Source organism: Erythrobacter sp. 3-20A1M, assembly GCF_018636735.1.
GTDB lineage: Bacteria > Pseudomonadota > Alphaproteobacteria > Sphingomonadales > Sphingomonadaceae > Alteriqipengyuania.
Genome location: NZ_CP045200.1, coordinates 2,607,447 through 2,626,226, shown reverse-complemented (window position 1 = coordinate 2,626,226; position 18,780 = coordinate 2,607,447). Strand labels below are relative to the sequence as shown.

Here is an 18,780-nt window from a genome sequence, read left to right as displayed (position 1 = left end):
GGCCATACCCGCCCTCTCGCTACGCGTGTTGGCCCCGGCAGCGGCATTTCGACAGCGAGCGATGAGTGGGAGTTCGGCCCTCGGTAAGGGATCCTGTGCCCTTGTCAAAAGCGGCGTCTCGAAGGTCCACAGCGCTCGACACGGACGGTGTGTAAGATCGGATCGAGTGAAACGTCAAAGACAACAATGAGTGCTTTTTGATCCAGCGCAAGCGCTCGATTGCAACCGGACCAGGATGATCAGTTGAAGTCGGTTTTGCTCCACATAAACCAGGATCCTGGCCAGGGTGCACGGTTAGCTGCTGCCATGGAAGTCGTTCGCGCCCACAACGGGCAGCTGATCTGTTTGCAGGCAACCCCTCTCGATGCGTATTTCTTTGTCGGCGATCCGTTTGGAGGGTCATACGTTCCTTCCGGCATCTTCGAGACTTTTCGCCAAAACGAGAAACTTGAACAGGTGCGGATCGAAGATACGCTCAAACGGGAGGGAATCGATTGGCAATGGCTTCACGCCGAGGGATCAGCGGCTCAGACCATCATCGAACACGCGAAGTTTGCCGACCTCGTCGTTCTAAGCCAACCCGAAGAGAAGGAAACAATTCTCCCGCGCAGGGCGCCACTCGCCGCCGACGTGGCGCTCCATGTTCAATCGCCCGTACTACTCGTGCCGGCTGCCGGGCAACGCTTTACCAACAGCAGTGCTGCCATGATCGCCTGGAATGGCTCCCCAGAAGCTGCCAACGCCATCCGGCAGAGCCGTTCGCTTCTGCGCGCCGCGCCCAAATTGCATATCGTAAGTGTCAGCGAGAAGGGGGAGAAACCTTCTTTGGACGATGTCCGCAATTATCTGGCGCGATATGGTGTCACCGCCGAAAGTCATGATTGGCCGCTCGACGGAGACACCGTGGCCAATGCGCTCATTGCGGCCGCAGCGAGTCTCGAAGCGAAATATATCGTGCTCGGTGCCTATGGCCATTCACGACTCCGCGAAACTTTTCTGGGCGGCGTCACCCAGGATCTTATCACGACGAGCCCCGTTCCGCTGATTCTCGCGCACTGATATGTTCGGCGTACGGGCCCCGCGATATGCACATGGTTTCTCCTTACCAGCCCCTCAAGCAAGGGGTAGTCAAGGGAGGCGTCGGCAATGACCCCTGTCCAGCTCGTTCCCCGCTCGGTGGCCAAGGTCTGGGGTCGCCGTCAGCCTGGCTTCGGATTTGCGCAGGCAGCAAGCGGCGACGATCCGATCGGTGAAATCTGGTTCGAAGAACCCGACCACCGCTCGGGCGCCCTTCTTGTCAAATACCTGTTCACGAGCGAGCGGCTCTCTGTCCAGGTCCATCCAGACGATGCCGAAGCGCGAGCGCTCGGACATCCGAGGGGCAAAGACGAATGCTGGGTGATCCTGAAGGCTGAGCCGGGTGCGCAGATCGGCCTGGGGCTGAAGGCAGCTGTCGCCATCGACACCCTGCGCCTCGCAGCGCTCGATGGAACCATAGAGACGATGCTTGACTGGCGCGAGGTGAGCCCCGGCGACGTCTACTATCTGCCCGCAGGAACCATCCACGCGATCGGTGCGGGAATTACCCTCATCGAGATCCAGCAAAATGTCGATCTTACCTACAGGATGTACGATTATGGCCGTCCGCGCGCCCTCCATTTGGAAGCAGCGCTGCGCGTGGCACGCCCCGAACCCTGGCAGGCTCTCACACAACCATACGTTCTTGCCGATGCTCGCCGGATAGTCGCCGAAGGACATAAATTCGTGGTCGAGCAATGGAGCGGCGCTCGCGCCGGTACACTCGCGCCCGGCACAGCGGCATGGATTGTACCGCTTTCAGGACACGGACGTATAGGTGATGCCCCCGTGGAGCCGGGCCAGGCATGGCTGGCCGATGAGCAGCATTCCCTCGACTACAATGGCGAACTGCTCGTTGCCTATCCGGGCAGCAAGGTGACTGAGGGCCTCTGGGTGTCGTCCCGTTGAATAAGCCGAATTGAGCAGCGCAGTGCCCTATTATCAATCTTGCCAGCCACTTCACTTGGATCGGCATGCGGAACCCTGATCACGAACCGGCTCTCTATCGGGCTCGGCTTTCGTTCCTAGATAGACGCCTATGCCGGCGAGGACCACGCCGATCATCACCATGAGAGTGAGCGGCTCGGCGAAGAAAAGGGCTCCGATCGTAATGCCCAGAAACGGCACGAGAAAACTGAACACGTTCGCTTTTGAAAGAGGCATCGAGCGCAGAGTCGTTTGCCACAGCCAGAAGGCGAGTGCTGTCCCTGGAAGTGCAAGCCCTACGAGCGAAACTATGAAGCCCGGCGACCAGACGACAGCACGTGGGTGTTCGGTCAGCACGGCGATTATCATCAGCGGAATGGCGCCGATCAGCAATTGAAGGCCCATCGCCATCGCCGCGTCGACCCGGTTGGCAAGCTTCCTGATTGCGACATTGCCAGCGGCAACACCGAGCGCGGCCAGGAGCACGTACATCAGGCCAAGTCCGGTTGAGCGCTCGTTGCCGGCGAAGACCTGGGGGGCAGCGACGATGATGACGCCAAGAAAGCCGATCAGCAGGCCGGTCCATCCGCGCAACGCAAGGCGTTCCCCGATCAGGCCGTATGCGAGTACCGCGGCGAAGATGGGTTGGGTATTGGCCACGACGGTCGCCAGGCCGGGAGCGACAAATTCGGCTGCATGGAACATCCCGAAGTAACCCAATCCGGTCATGCCAAGTCCTGCAAGCGCGATCCACCCCCACTCCGCCCTGTCTTTCGGGAAGGGTTTGCCCAGGCAAAGCGCGACCAGAAGCAGCGCCGACCCTGCCGTAACGGCGCGAAGACTTGCGAAGGTCAGATGCGGGGCGAAATCGAGCCCGATCGTGATCAGCGGGTAGCATGAGGCCCAAAGGACCATCACGAGAATGGCAGACAGCCTCGGCGGAATCAAAGCGTCATCGACCGGACGGTGTTCAGGGTATTGCATCGCCGCACAGGATACAGAGCTACCCCCACATTGGGGGTCCTCTTTGGGTACGCGCAAACCGCATCCGCGGTGCAGCAGCACGCTGCTGGCCCAAATTCGATCGTCTGGAATCCACCGCTTGTCCTGCGCTCAGCGCCAACCAATACCAAAAAACCTGCCCTCACTCCATAGTGGCAAGTAGCCGGTCGATGGGGACGGTGGCAAATGTCGTGTAACTATCCGCAATTGCGTAGGGAAGAAGAAGCACCCCGTCATGCACCAGGCTGCCGCAGCTATAGACAACATTGGGCACATAGCCTGAACGTTCATCCGCTTGGGCACGCAACAGCGGTTCGGGGGTGCGCGCCAGAAGTCTGGAGGGATCTTTCTTGTCGAGCAGGCACGCACCAATGGCGTAGTTTCGTACTGCACCGACGCCATGAGTGATCACGAGCCAGCCTTCGTCCAGTTCGATAGGCGAGCCGCAATTGCCGATCTTGATGAACTCCCAGGGATAGCGCGGCGAGAGGACAGTGACGCTTTCGCCCCAATGGTGAAGATTGTCTGAGAGCGCCAGCCAGATGCTTTCGTCGTCGTGGCGGCACAGCAATGCGTATTTCCCGTCTATCCGTCTCGGGAAAAAGGCGAGGCCCTTGTTGACCGCCCCCGGTCCTTCCATTCTGTGGAGATTGAAGGTTCGGAAGTCGTCGGTTGTGAGAAGTTCCGGCGCGATGGCCCGGCCGTCATAGGCAGTATAGCTGCCCAGATAGCGCGATGAGCGATCATCCTCGACAAAGCGAACCAGGCGCAAATCTTCGATGCCGTTGCGTTGCTGCGCCGTAACCGGGAAAAGAACTCGTTCGGAAAGATCATCACCTTCGTTGCAGACGATCCGGATGCTCCCATCGCTAGCGGATGGATTTGGATCCCGCTCGAGCCGGTGCGCGACGACCTGGCGGCTCGGCGCATCAATGGTGAGTCCGGTTTTGACATTGTAACTGCCGGTCCTGAACGTGACGGACGAAATATGCCCCTCCCCCACGCCGCGCAACGATAGCACAAAGCGCAGGCTGCCTGGTGGCATACCCGACTGATCGGGATGGGGTACGACACTCGGATTAAAAAGCGCCGCCGCCTCGTAGGAGTATTCCTGCTGAAAGAACGCGCCGATGAGCAACGCCTGTTCGCGCGTAGCGGAACATTTCGCGATGATGCGGCCGTTGATTTCCTCGAAGCGTGCCAGCAAGAGTTTCTCGACGGAGTAGCTGCGGTCCACGAAGGGAAGCAATGTCTGCGCAAGGTAGGCCGAGACGGCTGCATTTTCCATCGAGAGCACCCTGTCTGCGATCCGCTGCAGCCGCGAGCGTTCCGGCACGGTCAGGGCAAGGGGATCGTCAGCCGGGAAGAACGGCCGAATGACGACCCTCGATGCATCGGGATGCAATTCGACCGGCAGCCGCTTCATGATCCCGAGCTGCGCGCCGCGCGATTCAGTCGCTAATGATGGATTGCGCGTCATACGCATTCGCCCACGCGCAACGGGACGGCTTCGGCTTCGACGCGCTCGTTGAGCGCCTCATCCGCCCAGTGCGGATGCCCCTTCCGCCGATCGGAATAGAGATAGTCGCGCGTCAGGGGAACGGCGTCGCGCTCCTTGGCAAGCTGCACCTGGAACACCATCAGGGTTCCATTGCGGAACATCATCTCACAGGCAGCGAGATAATATTCCCACATCCGACAGAAGCGTTCGTCGTAAAGTGCGTGCGCCGCGGCGCGCCGCTCCTGGAATCTCTCGTACCAGTGGCGCAGCGTCTCTGCGTAATGGAGGCGCAATATTTCGATATCGGTCACCCAAAGGCCGCTGCGCTCGATGGCCGCGAGTGTTTCCGACAGGGCGGGAACATAGCCGTCCGGAAAGATGTACTTGTCGATCCACGGGTCGCGCCCGCCAGGCGGTTCCATGCGGCCGATCGAATGTACGACGGCTATTCCGCGCGGCGCCAGGTTCTGCTTGATCGCCTCGAAAAAGGTACCGAAGCTCGCCGCACCGACATGCTCAAACATTCCCACCGACACAATGCGATCGAATTGCTCGTCGATTTCGCGGTAATCGGCCAGTTTGAAGGCTGCGCGATCATCGACGCCCTGCTCGCGGGCGCGGACCCCAGCGCGGCGATGCTGTTCCTCCGAGAGGGTGATCCCCGTCACCTGCGCATCGCAGTTCTGTGCCAGCTCGATCGCTAGTCCGCCCCACCCGCAACCAATATCGAGGACCCGGTGCCTCGGTTCGGGCAGGAGCTTCTTTGCAATGTGCGAACGTTTGGCAGCCTGCGCGTCTTCGAGCGTGTCACAATCCTCGCCAAAATAGGCGCAGGAATATTGCCAATCCTCGTCGAGGAACATTTCATAGAGCCCGCTCGAAAGGTCGTAATGGTGCGCAACGTTCGCTTTGGCCTTGGCCTTGCGGATGGGCCGCAGGACATGCGCCAAACGCCCCAGCTTCGCGCGCAGGCGCGCCAAAGGCGCTTCATCGAGCGCGTCAGGTTCGATGAGACAACAAACAGGAAGTCGCGCAGCGTGCCTTCCTCGATCGTCCATTCTCCCTTCATGTAGGCTTCGCCAAGCGTCAGCGAGGGATTGATGAGCAGGCGCAGCGGAAGGTCAAGCCTGTGCAGCCGTACGATCACTCGCGGACTATCCTGCGGCGTGCCGAAAGTCATCCGGTTGCCCGCGGCGTCGATCAGCACGAGTTCGCCCCGTTTGACGAGCCGTCGAAGCAACGGAGCCAGAATCGTGAGCAAACGCCGGCCAAGTACGGCATGGACTTGTTTGGATTTGCGCATTTCGGCTCCCACCTTGCTGGATGACTTTCGAAAGACGCCGCCAAAGGCGATCTATTACAGGACATCGCTCCAAGGTAGTATGGCTTCAAGGCCGGTGCGCCTGGACGGCCAGTCATTATCCGGGAATGGCAGATTGAATGCGGTCGCCGCGTGCGCGGCGATTTTCAGGCATTGAGAATTGGTGCGATGTGGGCGCTTTCTTCGCCGAGGCGACCGCGCTGAAAGGGGCGCGCAACCCGCGAGCGTTTGGCGCTGTCGGCAATATTCGACCTCCCAGGACGGGCAAGCCGGGCAAGCATGCCGGATCCAGGATGCGCTCGCAGACTTCGGTAAGCGACAAGCTCTGCGCTCCGCATACTGGCTGCGCGCACCCTGATCGACAAGGCTAATTACGAGCAATCACTGCCGAGGAAGCTCCGCCAATGCTCCGCGCGGGGGTGGTGAAGCGTTCAAAGGAGAGGGCCGAAGAGCCGCGCAATGTTCTGCGCCAAGGTCGCGAGGAAGGACCGCCTCCTCCAAGCCTCCAGGCTGAGCGTATCGCTAACGGCCAGATTGCGCTGCTGTTCCATCCTGAGATCGACAGCAATCTCTCGATCGTAGCAAACTAGGCTGGCCTCGGCATTGAGATAAAAGGAGCGCATGTCGAGATTGAGCGATCCGATGAGGACGATTTCGTCGTCAATACTGATGTGTTTGGCATGCAGCAGCCCCTCGCGGTAAAGATAGATCGCGACCCCGGCGCTCAGAAATTCTCCATAATAGGATCGCTGCGCCAAGCCTACGAGCCAGGAATCGCTAGCATGCGAAAGAATGATCCGCACTTCGACCCCGCGCATCGCGGCTGTTTTCAGAGCCTGGAGAAGCGATTCATCCGGAATGAAATATGGGGTCGTCAAAGTGACACTGCGCCGCGCGCCATGAACCAGGGCAACCACTAACGGACCTGCGCCCGCCAGGGGATATTCCGGACCGCTCGCCAGAAGCTGAGCGGCGTATTTGCCCTTGGCGCGCCCATGTGGAAAAAATTGGCTCCGGTCGAGCACCTCCCCTCGTTCGAGAAACCAGTCGGCGGTAAAGACCGCTTGCAATTCGAGCACGATCGGCCCTTCGACGCGCAGGACAAGTTCCTTGTTGATCAGGCCCGAGGACGCCTTCTTGTCGATAACATTCTGCGAACCGATGTAGCCCACCTGCCCGTCGATCACGACGATCTTGCGATGATTGCGAATATCCGCACGCACCTTGCCCAAACCTGGAAATGCGACGGGGAACGCGCGAGCGACCGCGACACCTCCCGACCTCAGTCTGCGCGTGACGGAAGATGCCCAGGAAAACGAACCCATCGCATCGATCAGCACGCGGCAATCGATCCCGCGCTTCGCGGCATGCAGCAGCGCCGACATAATCCGGTCGCCACTTGCGTCATCCGCAAAAATATAGGTCGTCAGATGAACATGATCGCTTGCCTGTTCGATATCCTCAACAAGCCGATCGATTACCCCTTCGTAATCAGGTAGAAAATGGATTGCATTTCCGCCCAGCACCGGAAATCGACTGAGGCTTTCGACGAAGCGCGTGGCTGATTCCAGATGACCCGACACCGCCGGCCGCAGGCAATGGCGCGAATGGACGATTTGCCGGGCCGCGCGCGCAAGCAGGATTTGCCCCTCGGCGAACCGCCGCCGACGCCAGCGCGGTGCCTTCGGTTGGCCGGCGATAAGATAAAATAAAAACGTCGGGATCGGAAGAAAGAGAGCGAACAGAAGCCAGGTGCGAGCTTCCTCCGGCGAGCGCCGTGATGTGACAGTCACGAGCATGACAAGGCGGATCGTCCACTCCAGCGTCAGGTAAGCGAGCGGAATGGGATCTGTCAGGTTCATGCCGGGCCGGCCGCACTATCAGTGCAGCCGATCCGGCCATCCCAGAACCTGCCACCGTCAACGAGAATGCCCATTGGCGCCAGTTCCGCAAGGACGACAGATGAAAGGGCGACACGCCAGGATTTGGACGTGCCGCCCTTCCCCGTGCACGGGATGGAGGAGTGGGGGGCGTCCCGTGCCGGGCAGTCGGTATTCGGAGAAATTGGCAGCTCCGTGTTGTTTGCATCTCGGATCCCACGCTACCGGGCCATGCGCACTCCGGATGAATAGCATCCCATTCTGGACCGCCTATCAAACGCCCACAGGGACGATTCGATGCGCGACTTCTTACAGTTGTCATACGGCGCGCGGCGCGCGGCGCGCGGCGCGCGCTTTTCGTAAGGAAAAGTCTCACTCCGCGTCCTTGTCAATATCCAGGGGACGAACCTTGCCCGAGAGCATCGGCAACCGCCTCGTCCTACCACACAGACCGAGTGAAGAATCCACCATGCATCCAGTCAACGTCGTGAATGCCAGCCCTCAGATCGCCATGGTCGGCAGCTATGTGCCCCGGCAATGCGGAATTGCCGCCTTCTCACAGGATTTGCGCGGCGCGATCGTGCACGGTTTGCCCAAAATGGGTTGCAGGATGATTGCGGTCACCGATCAAGCTGGAGCGTATGATTACCCTGCGGAAGTTGGTCTGGAAATTGAACAGCAAAATGCCCGGACGTACACCGACGCCGCCGAGTATCTGAACTCCTCGCTTGTCGATGCAGTTCTCCTGCAGCACGAATTCGGGCTTTATGGCGGTCCGGCGGGATCCTATCTCGCGAGCTTCCTGCGCCAGCTTCGCAAACCTCTGGTCACCATCTTGCATACAGTTCTGAGCACACCGGATGACGATCAGCGACGGGTCATGGCCGAACTGATTCGGCATTCGGCCCGTCTCGTCGTGATGGCCGAAAAGGGCCGTGAGATGCTGGAACAGATCTATGCTGCACCGGCAGACCAGATTGCTGTTGTGCCGCATGGTATTCCCGACCTTGCTCTGTCCGATTCAGAGCGCGCGAAGCACGCGCTTGGCTTCGGCGGGCGCTCGGTTGCCATGACGTTCGGCCTGCTTTCACCGGGGAAAGGGATCGAGACGATGATCGCCGCGCTGCCGCAACTGGTCCGGACCAATCCCGACCTTCTCTATGCGGTCGTCGGCGCGACCCACCCGCACCTGCGCGCGAGCGAGGGGGAGCGCTATCGCGACAGTCTTCGCAAACTGGCGGACGAGTTCGGCGTAGCCAGCCATCTCCATTTTGTCGATCGCTATGTCGATCTGCCCGATCTGCTGCAGCTGCTCGCAGCCTGCGATATCTATGTCACGCCCTATCTTAACGAGGCGCAGATTTGCTCTGGCACGCTTGCCTATGCCGTTGGCCTGGGAAAGCCGGTCGTCTCGACTCCCTATTGGCATGCGCAGGAGTTGCTGGCGGACGGCCGCGGCATGCTGGTGCCGTTCAGCGACCCGCAGGCGATGGCCGGTGCCGTCGGCCGCCTCCTGTCGGACTTCAGCTTGCGGCGCCAGACCGAGGCACGCGCCTTTGCGCTCGGCCGCACAATGACCTGGTCGGCGGTGGCGCAACGTTATGCAATGATAATTGGCGATGTTGCGAATCGGCCCATCCCGCTACAACAAGCGGAACCCCACTTTGAGGCCCAACCACAGACATCCTTTTCGCAGGCCGGCTCCAGTGATCCCCTGCGCGCAGATGCGCCACGGCTTGTCGTGAATGGGCGAGTGTGAGGGCTGAATTGGAGATCGCCGGATCTGCGCCAAACGCGACCCCAGCGCGCGCGCATCTCGTTTTCGGTGGCTATCCCAATCTGAATTCGGATTTGAAAGAGCGTCCATGAAATCGATCGCCATATTTGACCTCGACGGGACTCTGGCTGAAAGCAAGCAGCCGATTGATGCCGAAATGGGTGGCCTTCTGGCCAGCCTGCTCGATCATATGGCGGTTGCGGTCATCTCAGGCGGGGACTGGCCCCAATTCGACAAGCAGCTGCTCGGACGGCTGCCCGATGTCGCTGACCTGTCCCGGCTCTTTCTCTTGCCCACTTCCGGAAGCAAGTTTTTCCAATATGAGCGCCGCTGGCGGCAAGTCTATGCCGATGTTCTGACTGAAACTGAGCGCAGCGCGATCTACGCAGCGCTGCAACAGGCAATCGCGGCGATCGGATTGGATGCCGGGCAGAGCTGGGGCGATCGGATCGAGGATCGAGGTACGCAGATCACCTTTTCCGGTCTCGGCCAGCAGGCGCCACTCGACCAAAAACGAAGCTGGGATCCCGATCTTCGCAAACGTCAGCGGCTCAAAGCTTTCCTCGAGCCAAAGTTGCCAGCCTTTTCGATTCGTATCGGTGGAGCGACTTCGCTCGATATTACACGGCGCGGCGTCGACAAGGCCTACGGGCTTGCGCGCTTTGCCGAGGTGGTCAGCATTCGCAAGGACGAGATGATGTTCTTTGGGGATGCAGTGTTTGCAGGCGGCAATGATGCGCCTGTCAGAGCTGCGGGAATCGCAACTGTGCCGGTTGCCCTTATCGGTGAGACCAAAGCCGCAATAAGGACGATCATAGCCTGCGGCCCGCCGCTTTCCACACATTTCTGAAGCTCGGAAACCTCCCAGCAAGCCGATCTCCGGCCGCCCGGATATCGCAACGCGCTCGGGAAGGTCGGCTTTTGTCGTCCTTTCCAGCTTCCATGAAGTTTCACCCAGCTCGTCGACACGGCAAGTTGGCCAATCCGAGTGCGCCATCATCACCATCGAAGATTTCGAACCGCGCCCGCGCACCACGAGCCAGGTCCGCGCGCCGTGCAACAGGTGCTTGTGTAATTCCTGTGCCCTGCACGCGTCTCTTTTGATGGCCCATCTGAACCCTCGGCATGGGTCCGCGCGGCACGAAAATGGAAGGCATTTCCACATTCTCACGCTGAGAACATGGCTTTTCAAAGCTTCCTGGGTTCTCTGGACTCTAAGCTTCGCGCCTCTGATTCCTGTTCTCTGGCTCAGCGGAAGACCTCCGCGAGTTGTGCGCAGAATTACGCGGCTCTGGGCGCGAGGGACCTTGTCACTCCTTGCCGCGTGGACCGGTATAATACATCGCGTACACGGCGATTGCCATGTTCCTCTCAGACCAGCCTTGATTCTGGGAAATCATCAGTCGCCATGGGAAACGATTGCGGCACTCGTGTTATTTCCCGATCTGGCCATAGTCGCGAAGCAGGAACTTCTCAAAATACCCGTTCTGGGTTGGTATCTTCGATATTCTCCCATGGTCATCATCGATCGAGGCGACACCACCGGCTCGGTGCGAAGCATGGTGACAGCGTGCCGGGATGCTCTTTCCGACGGCCGATCACTGTTGATTTTCCCAGAAGGCACACGCCAACCGGTCGGATCGCCAATCATTTTCAAACGCGGCGTGGAACTGTTGTATCGTACGCTTGGCCTGCCCGCGCTTGTTTTCGCTCACGATTCCGGGCGCTTCTGGCCGGCCGGATCTGTCCTGCGGTCCGGCGTCATTACAGTTTCGCTTCTACCTCCGATTCCGCCAGGCCTGGACGCTCGGGAGTTCTTCCAGCAATCGCAGCGAATGTTGGCGGATGAGGTCGCCCGTCTCGCCGGTTAGCAAGAAAATGCCGCTACCCAGTTTAGCGGCTCAGAGTCAGGTGAAGTGGCGGCAAGTTTATTGGCCACTTTTACCGGATAATGTTCGTGGCCTCGGCATGATTTAGCCCCGCGCCGTGCGACAGTGATCGAACTGCCGGAGCCCGCGATCCATTGTCACGACGCCAGCATGAGCGCAAAGATGATCGTGCCCGAGGCCAGCGCGTAGATGAGCATCGGCAGGAAGGTGAAACGAATGATCCTTCCTTCCTCCCTGATCAGACTAACCACCGCGGCTGCGGCTACCACGTTCAGCACAGATACCATGTTGCCGGCATTCGCACCGAGCATTTGTCCGGCGAGCACCAGTACTGTTGGCATGCCGACCTGCTCAGCGGCCTGCGTCTGCAAAAGAGCAAATGTCATATTGCTGAATGTGGCGCTACCTGAAAGAAAACTGCCAAGAGCGCCAAGCAACGGAGCGACCAGCGGCCATTTCGTCCCGACACCGCCAGCGGCAAAGCTGGCAAGCTCCATCGGCATGCTGCGAAGACCAGCGTCGTTCACGCCTGACTGGATAAAAATGCGTACCATCGGCACCGCTGCGCCCAGTGCCATCGCACTCGTTCCGACGATTCGGGCAGCCTCATTGAGCGAAGTTCGGACCTGGGCAAGGTTCATCCGGTGCATGCGAAGCGTCAGCACGGCGATGACAACAAACATGGCGCCTGGCAGGTAGAATGGCGCGACCGAGACACTGATCTCTGTCCCGAAGATGCCGTTCCATTGAATGGAAACCTTGTTCAACCAACTCTTGAACGGCAGGATTTCGATCCGCGTAACGACAAGCATCACCGCGAGAAGCAAATAGGGTGACCAGGCACGCTTGAGTGACATCGGGGAGGCGACGAGGGCGCCGTGCTCTAAAGTTGGTCTCAGCCCTCCATCCGGCAAAAGCCATCCCTTCCGGGCAATCGGAACGATGATCGCTAGACCACAAAGAGCGCCGATGAGCGCGGGCAGCTCGGGCCCGAGCATTGCCGCCACGCCAAGTGCGGGCAGCGTGTAGGCAAAGCCGGCCGCCAAGGCGAATTTCCACGCCGCGAGACCGGCCTTCCAACTTTGACGCACATCGAAGAAACGCGTGAAGATCAGGATCATGATGAGAGGGATGAGGCTGCCGACAAAAAGATCTATCATCGCTGCCTGAACCGCGACTGCTTCGAGCATGGTTTCCAAACTTTGGTCACCGTCGGCCGCGATTGCCGCATCGACCTGTCCGTCTTCCTCCAGACCCTGCGCGAGGCCTATTGCGACGGGCGTGCCGATCGCGCCGAAGGAAACAGGGCTGCTGTCGGCAATCAGCGCAAGCACCACGGCTGCCATTGGCCTGAAGCGCAGAGCGACAAGCAAGGGTGCGGTGATCGCGGCCGGGGTTCCGAAACCAGCAGCACCTTCGAGGAAGGCCCCGAAAAGCCAGGCGATGACTATAATCTGCGCGCGGGGGTCAGGGGCAATGCGGGTGAACCCGTCCCGGATGACGGTCATGGCTCCGCCTGCCGTGAGAACCTTGAGCAGGAAAATCGCCCCGAAGACTATCCAGACGATCGATGCCGCGATCACCGTCCCCTCGGCGGCGGCAGCAAGAACCTGGATTACCGGCACACGCCAGATGACGACGCTCACAAGGGCGGTAACGAGAAGGCTGATAGGCATCGCCACGGCGGCAGGCAAACGAAGCATGACCAGCAGTCCGAGGACCGCAATGAGCGGCGCAAGCGCGGCAAGGATCAAGGCTATTGTGATCGGGCCAGCACTCCCCTGCTGTCGGGCGTTGCACCTCCGGCGCCCATTGAGACGCTTGGTACGCATACGTATTACACTGGAACCGCGAGCTCGTGGGTCCCCTTATCCGTGACATCAGTCTTCCCGATCACGCAAGGTTGCCTTATGTTTGGGATCTTTGTCTGCGCGCGGCACGCACTCTAGTGTGGCATCTTTGGAAGTTCCCAAGCATGTGTCGATAGAGACGGGTCCCCGCCGAATGTGCGAGGGTCGATTGAGAATGAGCGCGTGAATTTGCGGGGGTAAGGTCAAATATGTGCTTTTCGGCCACAGCTAGTTTCACCGCCGGAGCAGCGTTGCTGGTTACCGGTGCATTCAGCATACGCCTTGCGCGAAACCCTGCCGAGCGGCCATATGCAGCGATACCGCTCCTGTTTGGCGTTCAGCAATTGATCGAGGGCGCGCTTTGGCTGACATTCCCTGACAAGACGCAGCTTCTCAGTACCGTGCTGACTTACGCCTATTCGATATTTTCACACGTACTCTGGCCAATCTTTGTCCCGCTCGCCGTCTATTTTCTCGAACCTGTGAAATGGCGCCGCAAGGCGCTGCTGGTAGCGGTTGCGGGAGGAACAGCAGTGGGTCTTTATCTGCTCTATTTCCTCATCCGGCTTCCGATTGTGGCTACAGCTGCCGAGGGACATATCGACTACGTATCACCCCACTTCTACGTTAAAATCGTCATGGCTCTGTATATTTTGGGAACCTGCATAAGCCCTCTTCTGTCGAGCCACCGCTGGGTGCGATGGTTTGGCATCGCAGCGATCGTGTCGTTTCTTCTTGCCGGCATCTTTTACCTAACCTGGTTCATATCGGTCTGGTGTTTCTTTGCAGCGATCATGAGCGTGATGGTTCTGACGTTCTTCTTGCGGCGTTCGCCGGCGCTCGCCTCCGGCGCGCGAATGGACACAGCAAAATCCGAGCGCTTCCTCGCCGAGTGACGGAATGGCGTGGCGCTGGATCGGGGAAAGTTTACAGTCTTCCTGTTGGTGGAGGAGGGAGGCAAAGCGATGCGGGATGACGCACCGCAAAATTCCTGATGTTCCTTGACCCTTATCGTCCGGGTATCCCGAACTCCCATTTACAAGCGAGACGACCGTTACCGGGTCGCAGATCGGCAGCGTGCGAGCAGCTCGCTGCAATGACAGCTATTCGAAAGGCTTAACTGTTGGATCACGAAATTCCCCACTTGAGGGAAATTTTTGTTTTCCTCGCGGCTGCCGGATTGGTGATCCCGACCGTCCGTAAACTCGGCATCAGCTCTGTCCTCGGATTTCTATTTGCCGGCCTTTTGATTGGCCCGCACGGTCTCAACCGCATTGTCGTGGATGTGCCACTGCTCGCCTATGTGGTTATCGCGGATGTCGACGGTGTCCGTCGCGTCGCTGAGCTCGGCATAATCTTTCTGCTGTTCATGATCGGCCTTGAACTCTCGACGAGGCAATTGTGGGGGATGCGACGGATCGTTTTCGGTCTTGGCACCGGGCAAGTCTGCGCATCCGCTGCCATCATCGGGGCGATCGCCTACGCCTTCGGCAACTCCATGATCGCATCCGCGATTTTGGGGCTCTGTCTGGCATTATCATCCACCGCGCTCGTCATGCAGAGTTTGACTGAGACAGGGCGTCTTGGCACCCGGTTCGGGCGCACAGCGTTCGGTATCCTCCTGTTTCAAGACCTCGCCGTCGTCCCCGTCCTCTTTCTCGTAGGCGTGGCTGGCGCAGAAGGTAGCGAGTCGCTGGCCGGAGCCGCTACACGGGCGATCCTTCAGGCTGCTATCATTATCGCCGCCATTCTGGCCGTCGGACGCATTGCTATACGGCCGCTGTTGCGGTTCGTCGGCGGCAGCGGCAGCCGCGAAGTGTTTATGGCCGCCGTCCTGCTGATTGTGCTTGGAACCGCTGCACTCACGGCACAGGCGGGCCTTTCGATGGCCCTCGGCGCATTTCTTGCTGGGCTGCTGTTCGCAGACACCGAGTACCGCCACCAGGTGGCCAGTGATATCGAGCCCTTCAAGGGCCTACTCCTGGGCCTCTTCTTCATGTCCGTCGGCATGAGCCTTGACGTGAGTGCCGTCTGGCAGTTGCTAGGCTGGGTCGTACTTTCAGTGATTGGCCTCGTCGCACTCAAAGCTGGGACCCTGTTCGTGGTTTCGAAAGCGTTCCGGCAGCCCACAGCCGTCGCTGCGGAGACTGCGGTCCTGCTCTGCCAAGGCGGCGAATTTGCATTCGTCATCCTCGCTGCCGGGCTTGCGGTCGGCGTGCTGGACCCAACTGTCGGTCAGTTCATGCTTATGGTGGTTATCTTGACGATGTTTCTCACCCCGGCCCTTTCCGCCGCCGGCCGCCTGCTGGGCCGATTTTTAGAGAAGCGGGAGAATGGCACCCTCGTACCTGCCGACCTCGGGATTACAGGGGAAGCCCATGTGATTATCGGCGGCTTCGGCCGGGTTGGGCATCTTCTGGCTGATCTGCTAGACGCTCAGCGCATCAGTTATGTCGCGCTCGATACCGATGCCGAAGTCATCGCACGTCAGCGTGCGAAGGGAATGCCGGTTGTCTTTGGCGATGCAAGTCAGCCGGATCTTCTTCCGCATCTTGGTATCGAGCGCGCTGCGGCGTTCGTGACCACTATGGATGCGCCCGGGAGTGCCGAGCATGTTGTCGGCGCGGTTCACCAGCTCTGGCCGCATGTGCCCATTTACGCAAGAGCCCGAGATGCGGAGCATGCACGCCGGCTGCAAGCACTCGGTGCATCGGGGACGGTACCCGACACCGTTGAGGCTAGTCTGCAATTGTGCGAAGAACTCCTGACCGGCATCGGCTTCCCCGAGGAAGCTGCACGTGCCATCGTCAATGAGCGCCGCAACGATCTGTTCGCGGCGCGCACCGTTTGAACCGATCCCGAGCGACGCGGCGAGCCAATTGGTTGCGCCGCGATACCGTGAAAGAGCGAATCCGAACTCACGGTGTAATTCCCTCGGTGTTCAAGCGTCTTTGCCAAGCGAGCAATGAATCCGCAGTGTACGCTGCCGGACGAGAGAACGAAGAATCTTCTGGAGGTTGTTTTGGCAAAAGTGACGCTTGAGGTCGGCGGCCTCTTCGAGGAACTCGATCATCTCGGCGTAGAGAAACAACTGGAAGCCGAGGACGGCGTCAGTCGCGCTGTCGCCAATCCGGCTTCGGGAAGCGTTACGGTTGATTTTGACGGGGGTTTGACGAGCGAGGAAGAGCTGCGCCGGACCGTGCTCTCCTGCGGGTTCCGCTGTCGCGGCACGGTCCATCCCCGACATGTCTGCAAGCCAGGGCCCGACCCGGTACCATCCGCTCATGCCGGCCACGAAAGAGTTGCGGCTGCCAGCAAGGCGCACGCGCAGGATGCCATGGCGCACGAAATGGGACACGGCGCCGGTGCCGACATGCAAGCGATGGTCCGTGACATGCGCAACCGGTTCTGGGTGGCTCTCCTCTTTACCATTCCGATCTTTGTCTATTCGCCAATGGGCGGCATGTTCACGCCGCCTGCTCCGCCTTTCGGGTTGGGCCTCGATCTGTGGCTGTTCTTCCTCGCGAGCGCTGCGGTTATCTATCCCAGCTGGCCGTTCTTCGTCGCCGCCTGGCGCGCGCTGCGCAACGGAATCCTCAACATGGCAGTGCTTGTCGTGCTGTCGGTCGGAACAGGCTATCTCTTCAGCGTCGGCTCGACCTTCCTCTTTCCCGGTGTGCAGTTCTACGAGGCAGTCGCGGTCCTGCTGGTCTTCATCCTGCTCGGCCACTGGCTCGAAATGCGCGCGCGCGCCGGGGCGTCGCAGGCGATACGCGCACTGCTCGATCTCGCGCCGCCGATGGCGACCGTCATTCGCGATGGCCGCGAAGTGGAGATCGCCACCTCCGAAGTCCAGGTGGGCGAAACGATCATTATCAAGCCTGGCAACAAGATACCCGTCGACGGGGAAATCGTCGAAGGAACCTCGCTAATCGATGAATCGATGCTTACCGGCGAGTCGATGCCGGTCAACAAGGCGGTCGGCGACGAAGTCATCGGCGCATCGATCAACAAGAGCGGCAGCTTCCGGTACAAGGCAACCAAAGTTGGTGCCGACACCGCGCTGGCCCAAATTGTCAAGCTCGTCCAGGAAGCGCAGAATTCCAAGGCCCCGGCGCAACTGCTTGCCGACCGCGCGTCGCAGTGGTTGGTCTTGATCGCGATCCTTATCGGACTGGCGACCTTTGCGACATGGTTCTGGTGGCTCGGCGCGCCATTGCTGTTCGCCGTCACGCTGACAATAACCGTCTTCGTCATTGCTTGCCCGGATGCTCTGGGACTCGCGACCCCGATGGCGGTCATGGTCGGGACCGGGCTCGGCGCGACCAACGGCATCCTGTTCAAGAATGCCGGCGCGCTCGAGGATGCGACCAAACTCGACGTCATCGTATTCGACAAGACCGGCACGCTAACCATGGGGCAGCCGCATGTGGTCGACATCGTCGCTGCGGAAGGCCGATCCGACGAGGATGTGTTGCGGCTCGCCGCCGCGGTCGAGCGTGGTTCGGAACACCCGCTCGCACTCGCCATCCTTGACCGCGCAGGCGATCTCGCGCTCGACGACGTCCGCGACTTTCATAACCGGGAAGGCATGGGCGCAGAGGCGCTGGTGGGCGGAAGCACGGTGCTGCTCGGCAATCGCCGACTGATGGACGAGGAGAACGTCCCACTCGGCACCTTGTCCGAGGCGGCGGATGAGCTGAAGGGTGCCGGACGAACAGTCGTTCACGTCGCGCACAAGGGCGATCTGGTCGGTCTGATCGCCATCGCCGACGCCCCGCGCCCCACCGCCATTGCGGCGGTCGCGGCGCTGCGCAAGCGCGGGGTCGAAGTGGCAATGCTGACCGGCGACAATGAGGGCACGGCAAAGCGCGTGGCGGCACAGCTGGGCATCGGCACCGTGCTCGCCGACGTCCTGCCCGGCCAGAAGGCCGATAAAGTCAAGGAGTTGCAGGCCCAGGGCAAGCGCGTGGGCATGGTTGGAGACGGAATCAACGATGCGCCCGCGCTGACCCAGGCCGATGTCGGTTTTGCGATCGGGGCCGGCACCGATGTCGCTATGGAAAGCGCCGATGTCGTACTTATGCGCAGCGATCCTTATGACGTGGTCGGCGCGATCGTTCTTTCGAAAGCAACCTTGCGCAAGATGCACCAGAACCTGTTCTGGGCTGTCGCTTACAATGTCATTGCCTTTCCGGTCGCGGCAGGCGTCCTCTACCCGCTGATCATCAGCCCGGCGGTCGCCGCCATCGCCATGTCGGGGAGCTCCGCGCTCGTGGCCGTGAATGCACTGCTCCTCAAACGGACGCGAATGGAAGGTATCGGCAGGAGCGTAGCGGAGTCCGGAGAAAGCGATCGGAGCCCCACGGCGAGCCCGATTCCTGCGTGATGCTGTGCTACCCGCAGCATACCGCTGGCGCATTGTCCCTCCTGTCAAAGCGGGATAATTCCAGCGGTTGAGCAGCCGACAACGCCCAGACAGGCACGGACAAATGCGGCAGAGCAAACAGTGCGCGAGACGTTCGGGTTGTAATTACAGTCGAGCGAGCGCGTCTC

The 18,780-nt window shown here is 60.1% G+C and carries 14 protein-coding genes; 8 read left to right on the top strand and 6 right to left on the bottom strand.

The features are described from left to right. The first annotated feature begins 306 nt into the window (after nucleotides 1-306). Nucleotides 307-1,059 (top strand): universal stress protein, encoded by a 753-nt coding sequence (locus F7D01_RS12780; RefSeq protein ID WP_119083571.1) that lies wholly within the window; start codon nucleotides 307-309, stop codon nucleotides 1,057-1,059. 87 nt (nucleotides 1,060-1,146) lie between these two features. After that, a complete protein-coding gene (locus F7D01_RS12775) occupies nucleotides 1,147-1,986 on the top strand; it encodes a class I mannose-6-phosphate isomerase (RefSeq protein WP_119083572.1) in 840 nt (279 codons plus the stop codon). A gap of 51 nt (nucleotides 1,987-2,037) precedes the next feature. Here F7D01_RS12775 and F7D01_RS12770 read toward each other — a convergent pair whose 3' ends face one another. From F7D01_RS12770 to cls, 4 genes are all read right to left on the bottom strand, one after another. Continuing rightward, nucleotides 2,038-2,988, bottom strand: coding sequence for a DMT family transporter (locus F7D01_RS12770; protein ID WP_172593101.1), 951 nt, complete (start codon nucleotides 2,986-2,988; stop codon nucleotides 2,038-2,040). Between the two features lie 160 nt (nucleotides 2,989-3,148). Further along, nucleotides 3,149-4,492, bottom strand: coding sequence for a glycoside hydrolase family 130 protein (locus F7D01_RS12765; protein ID WP_251566841.1), 1,344 nt, complete (start codon nucleotides 4,490-4,492; stop codon nucleotides 3,149-3,151). Beyond that, complete coding sequence (locus F7D01_RS12760; protein ID WP_251566839.1) at nucleotides 4,483-5,487, bottom strand: cyclopropane-fatty-acyl-phospholipid synthase family protein; 1,005 nt, start codon at nucleotides 5,485-5,487, stop codon at nucleotides 4,483-4,485. Before F7D01_RS12760 ends, F7D01_RS12765 begins: the two co-directional genes overlap by 10 nt. A 772-nt stretch (nucleotides 5,488-6,259) precedes the next feature. After that, nucleotides 6,260-7,690 (bottom strand): cardiolipin synthase, encoded by a 1,431-nt coding sequence (cls, locus tag F7D01_RS12755; protein WP_119083574.1) that lies wholly within the window; start codon nucleotides 7,688-7,690, stop codon nucleotides 6,260-6,262. Nucleotides 7,691-8,117: 427 nt separating this feature from the next. Between cls and F7D01_RS12750 the strand changes: the two genes are divergently transcribed. From F7D01_RS12750 to F7D01_RS15400, 3 genes are all read left to right on the top strand, one after another. Beyond that, entirely contained in the window at nucleotides 8,118-9,467 is a 1,350-nt protein-coding gene (locus F7D01_RS12750; protein ID WP_215227871.1) for a glycosyltransferase family 4 protein, read from the top strand. Nucleotides 9,468-9,573: 106 nt separating this feature from the next. After that, a complete protein-coding gene (locus F7D01_RS12745) occupies nucleotides 9,574-10,335 on the top strand; it encodes an HAD-IIB family hydrolase (RefSeq protein ID WP_119083576.1) in 762 nt (253 codons plus the stop codon). Nucleotides 10,336-10,588: 253 nt separating this feature from the next. Continuing rightward, the gene (locus F7D01_RS15400; protein WP_119083577.1) at nucleotides 10,589-11,356 is read left to right on the top strand and encodes a 1-acyl-sn-glycerol-3-phosphate acyltransferase; all 768 of its coding nucleotides are present in this window, start codon (nucleotides 10,589-10,591) and stop codon (nucleotides 11,354-11,356) included. Between the two features lie 155 nt (nucleotides 11,357-11,511). On the opposite strand, the gene F7D01_RS12735 is transcribed toward F7D01_RS15400, so the two are convergent. Next, the gene (locus F7D01_RS12735; RefSeq protein WP_251566837.1) at nucleotides 11,512-13,128 is read right to left on the bottom strand and encodes an L-lactate permease; all 1,617 of its coding nucleotides are present in this window, start codon (nucleotides 13,126-13,128) and stop codon (nucleotides 11,512-11,514) included. Between the two features lie 305 nt (nucleotides 13,129-13,433). Here F7D01_RS12735 and F7D01_RS12730 point away from each other — a divergent pair, with 305 nt between their 5' ends. Both F7D01_RS12730 and F7D01_RS12725 read left to right on the top strand, forming a co-directional pair. Continuing rightward, nucleotides 13,434-14,120 carry a DUF6629 family protein gene (locus F7D01_RS12730; protein ID WP_331851742.1) on the top strand — a complete coding sequence of 229 codons (687 nt, stop codon included), beginning with the start codon at nucleotides 13,434-13,436 and terminating at the stop codon, nucleotides 14,118-14,120. A 227-nt stretch (nucleotides 14,121-14,347) separates the two neighbouring features. Next, nucleotides 14,348-16,075 (top strand): cation:proton antiporter, encoded by a 1,728-nt coding sequence (locus F7D01_RS12725; RefSeq protein WP_119083578.1) that lies wholly within the window; start codon nucleotides 14,348-14,350, stop codon nucleotides 16,073-16,075. Between the two features lie 90 nt (nucleotides 16,076-16,165). Here F7D01_RS12725 and F7D01_RS15320 read toward each other — a convergent pair whose 3' ends face one another. Beyond that, the gene (locus tag F7D01_RS15320; protein ID WP_251566835.1) at nucleotides 16,166-16,603 is read right to left on the bottom strand and encodes a hypothetical protein; all 438 of its coding nucleotides are present in this window, start codon (nucleotides 16,601-16,603) and stop codon (nucleotides 16,166-16,168) included. Between F7D01_RS15320 and F7D01_RS12720 the strand changes: the two genes are divergently transcribed. Then, nucleotides 16,598-18,613, top strand: a complete 2,016-nt coding sequence (locus F7D01_RS12720) for a copper-translocating P-type ATPase (protein ID WP_251566832.1) — start codon at nucleotides 16,598-16,600, stop codon at nucleotides 18,611-18,613. The genes F7D01_RS15320 and F7D01_RS12720 overlap by 6 nt on opposite strands. The last annotated feature ends 167 nt before the right edge of the window (nucleotides 18,614-18,780 follow it).

Bases quoted from the DNA above. Each gene is read 5' to 3' on its own strand.
- F7D01_RS12780 (WP_119083571.1), top strand. From the start codon at position 307: ATGGAAGTCGTTCGCGCCCACAACGGGCAGCTGATCTGTTTGCAGGCA.
- F7D01_RS12775 (WP_119083572.1), top strand. From the start codon at position 1,147: ATGACCCCTGTCCAGCTCGTTCCCCGCTCGGTGGCCAAGGTCTGGGGT.
- F7D01_RS12770 (WP_172593101.1), bottom strand. From the start codon at position 2,988: ATGCAATACCCTGAACACCGTCCGGTCGATGACGCTTTGATTCCGCCG.
- F7D01_RS12765 (WP_251566841.1), bottom strand. From the start codon at position 4,492: ATGCGTATGACGCGCAATCCATCATTAGCGACTGAATCGCGCGGCGCG.
- cls (WP_119083574.1), bottom strand. From the start codon at position 7,690: ATGAACCTGACAGATCCCATTCCGCTCGCTTACCTGACGCTGGAGTGG.
- F7D01_RS12745 (WP_119083576.1), top strand. From the start codon at position 9,574: ATGAAATCGATCGCCATATTTGACCTCGACGGGACTCTGGCTGAAAGC.
- F7D01_RS15400 (WP_119083577.1), top strand. From the start codon at position 10,589: ATGGCCCATCTGAACCCTCGGCATGGGTCCGCGCGGCACGAAAATGGA.
- F7D01_RS12730 (WP_331851742.1), top strand. From the start codon at position 13,434: ATGTGCTTTTCGGCCACAGCTAGTTTCACCGCCGGAGCAGCGTTGCTG.
- F7D01_RS12720 (WP_251566832.1), top strand. From the start codon at position 16,598: ATGCAAGCGATGGTCCGTGACATGCGCAACCGGTTCTGGGTGGCTCTC.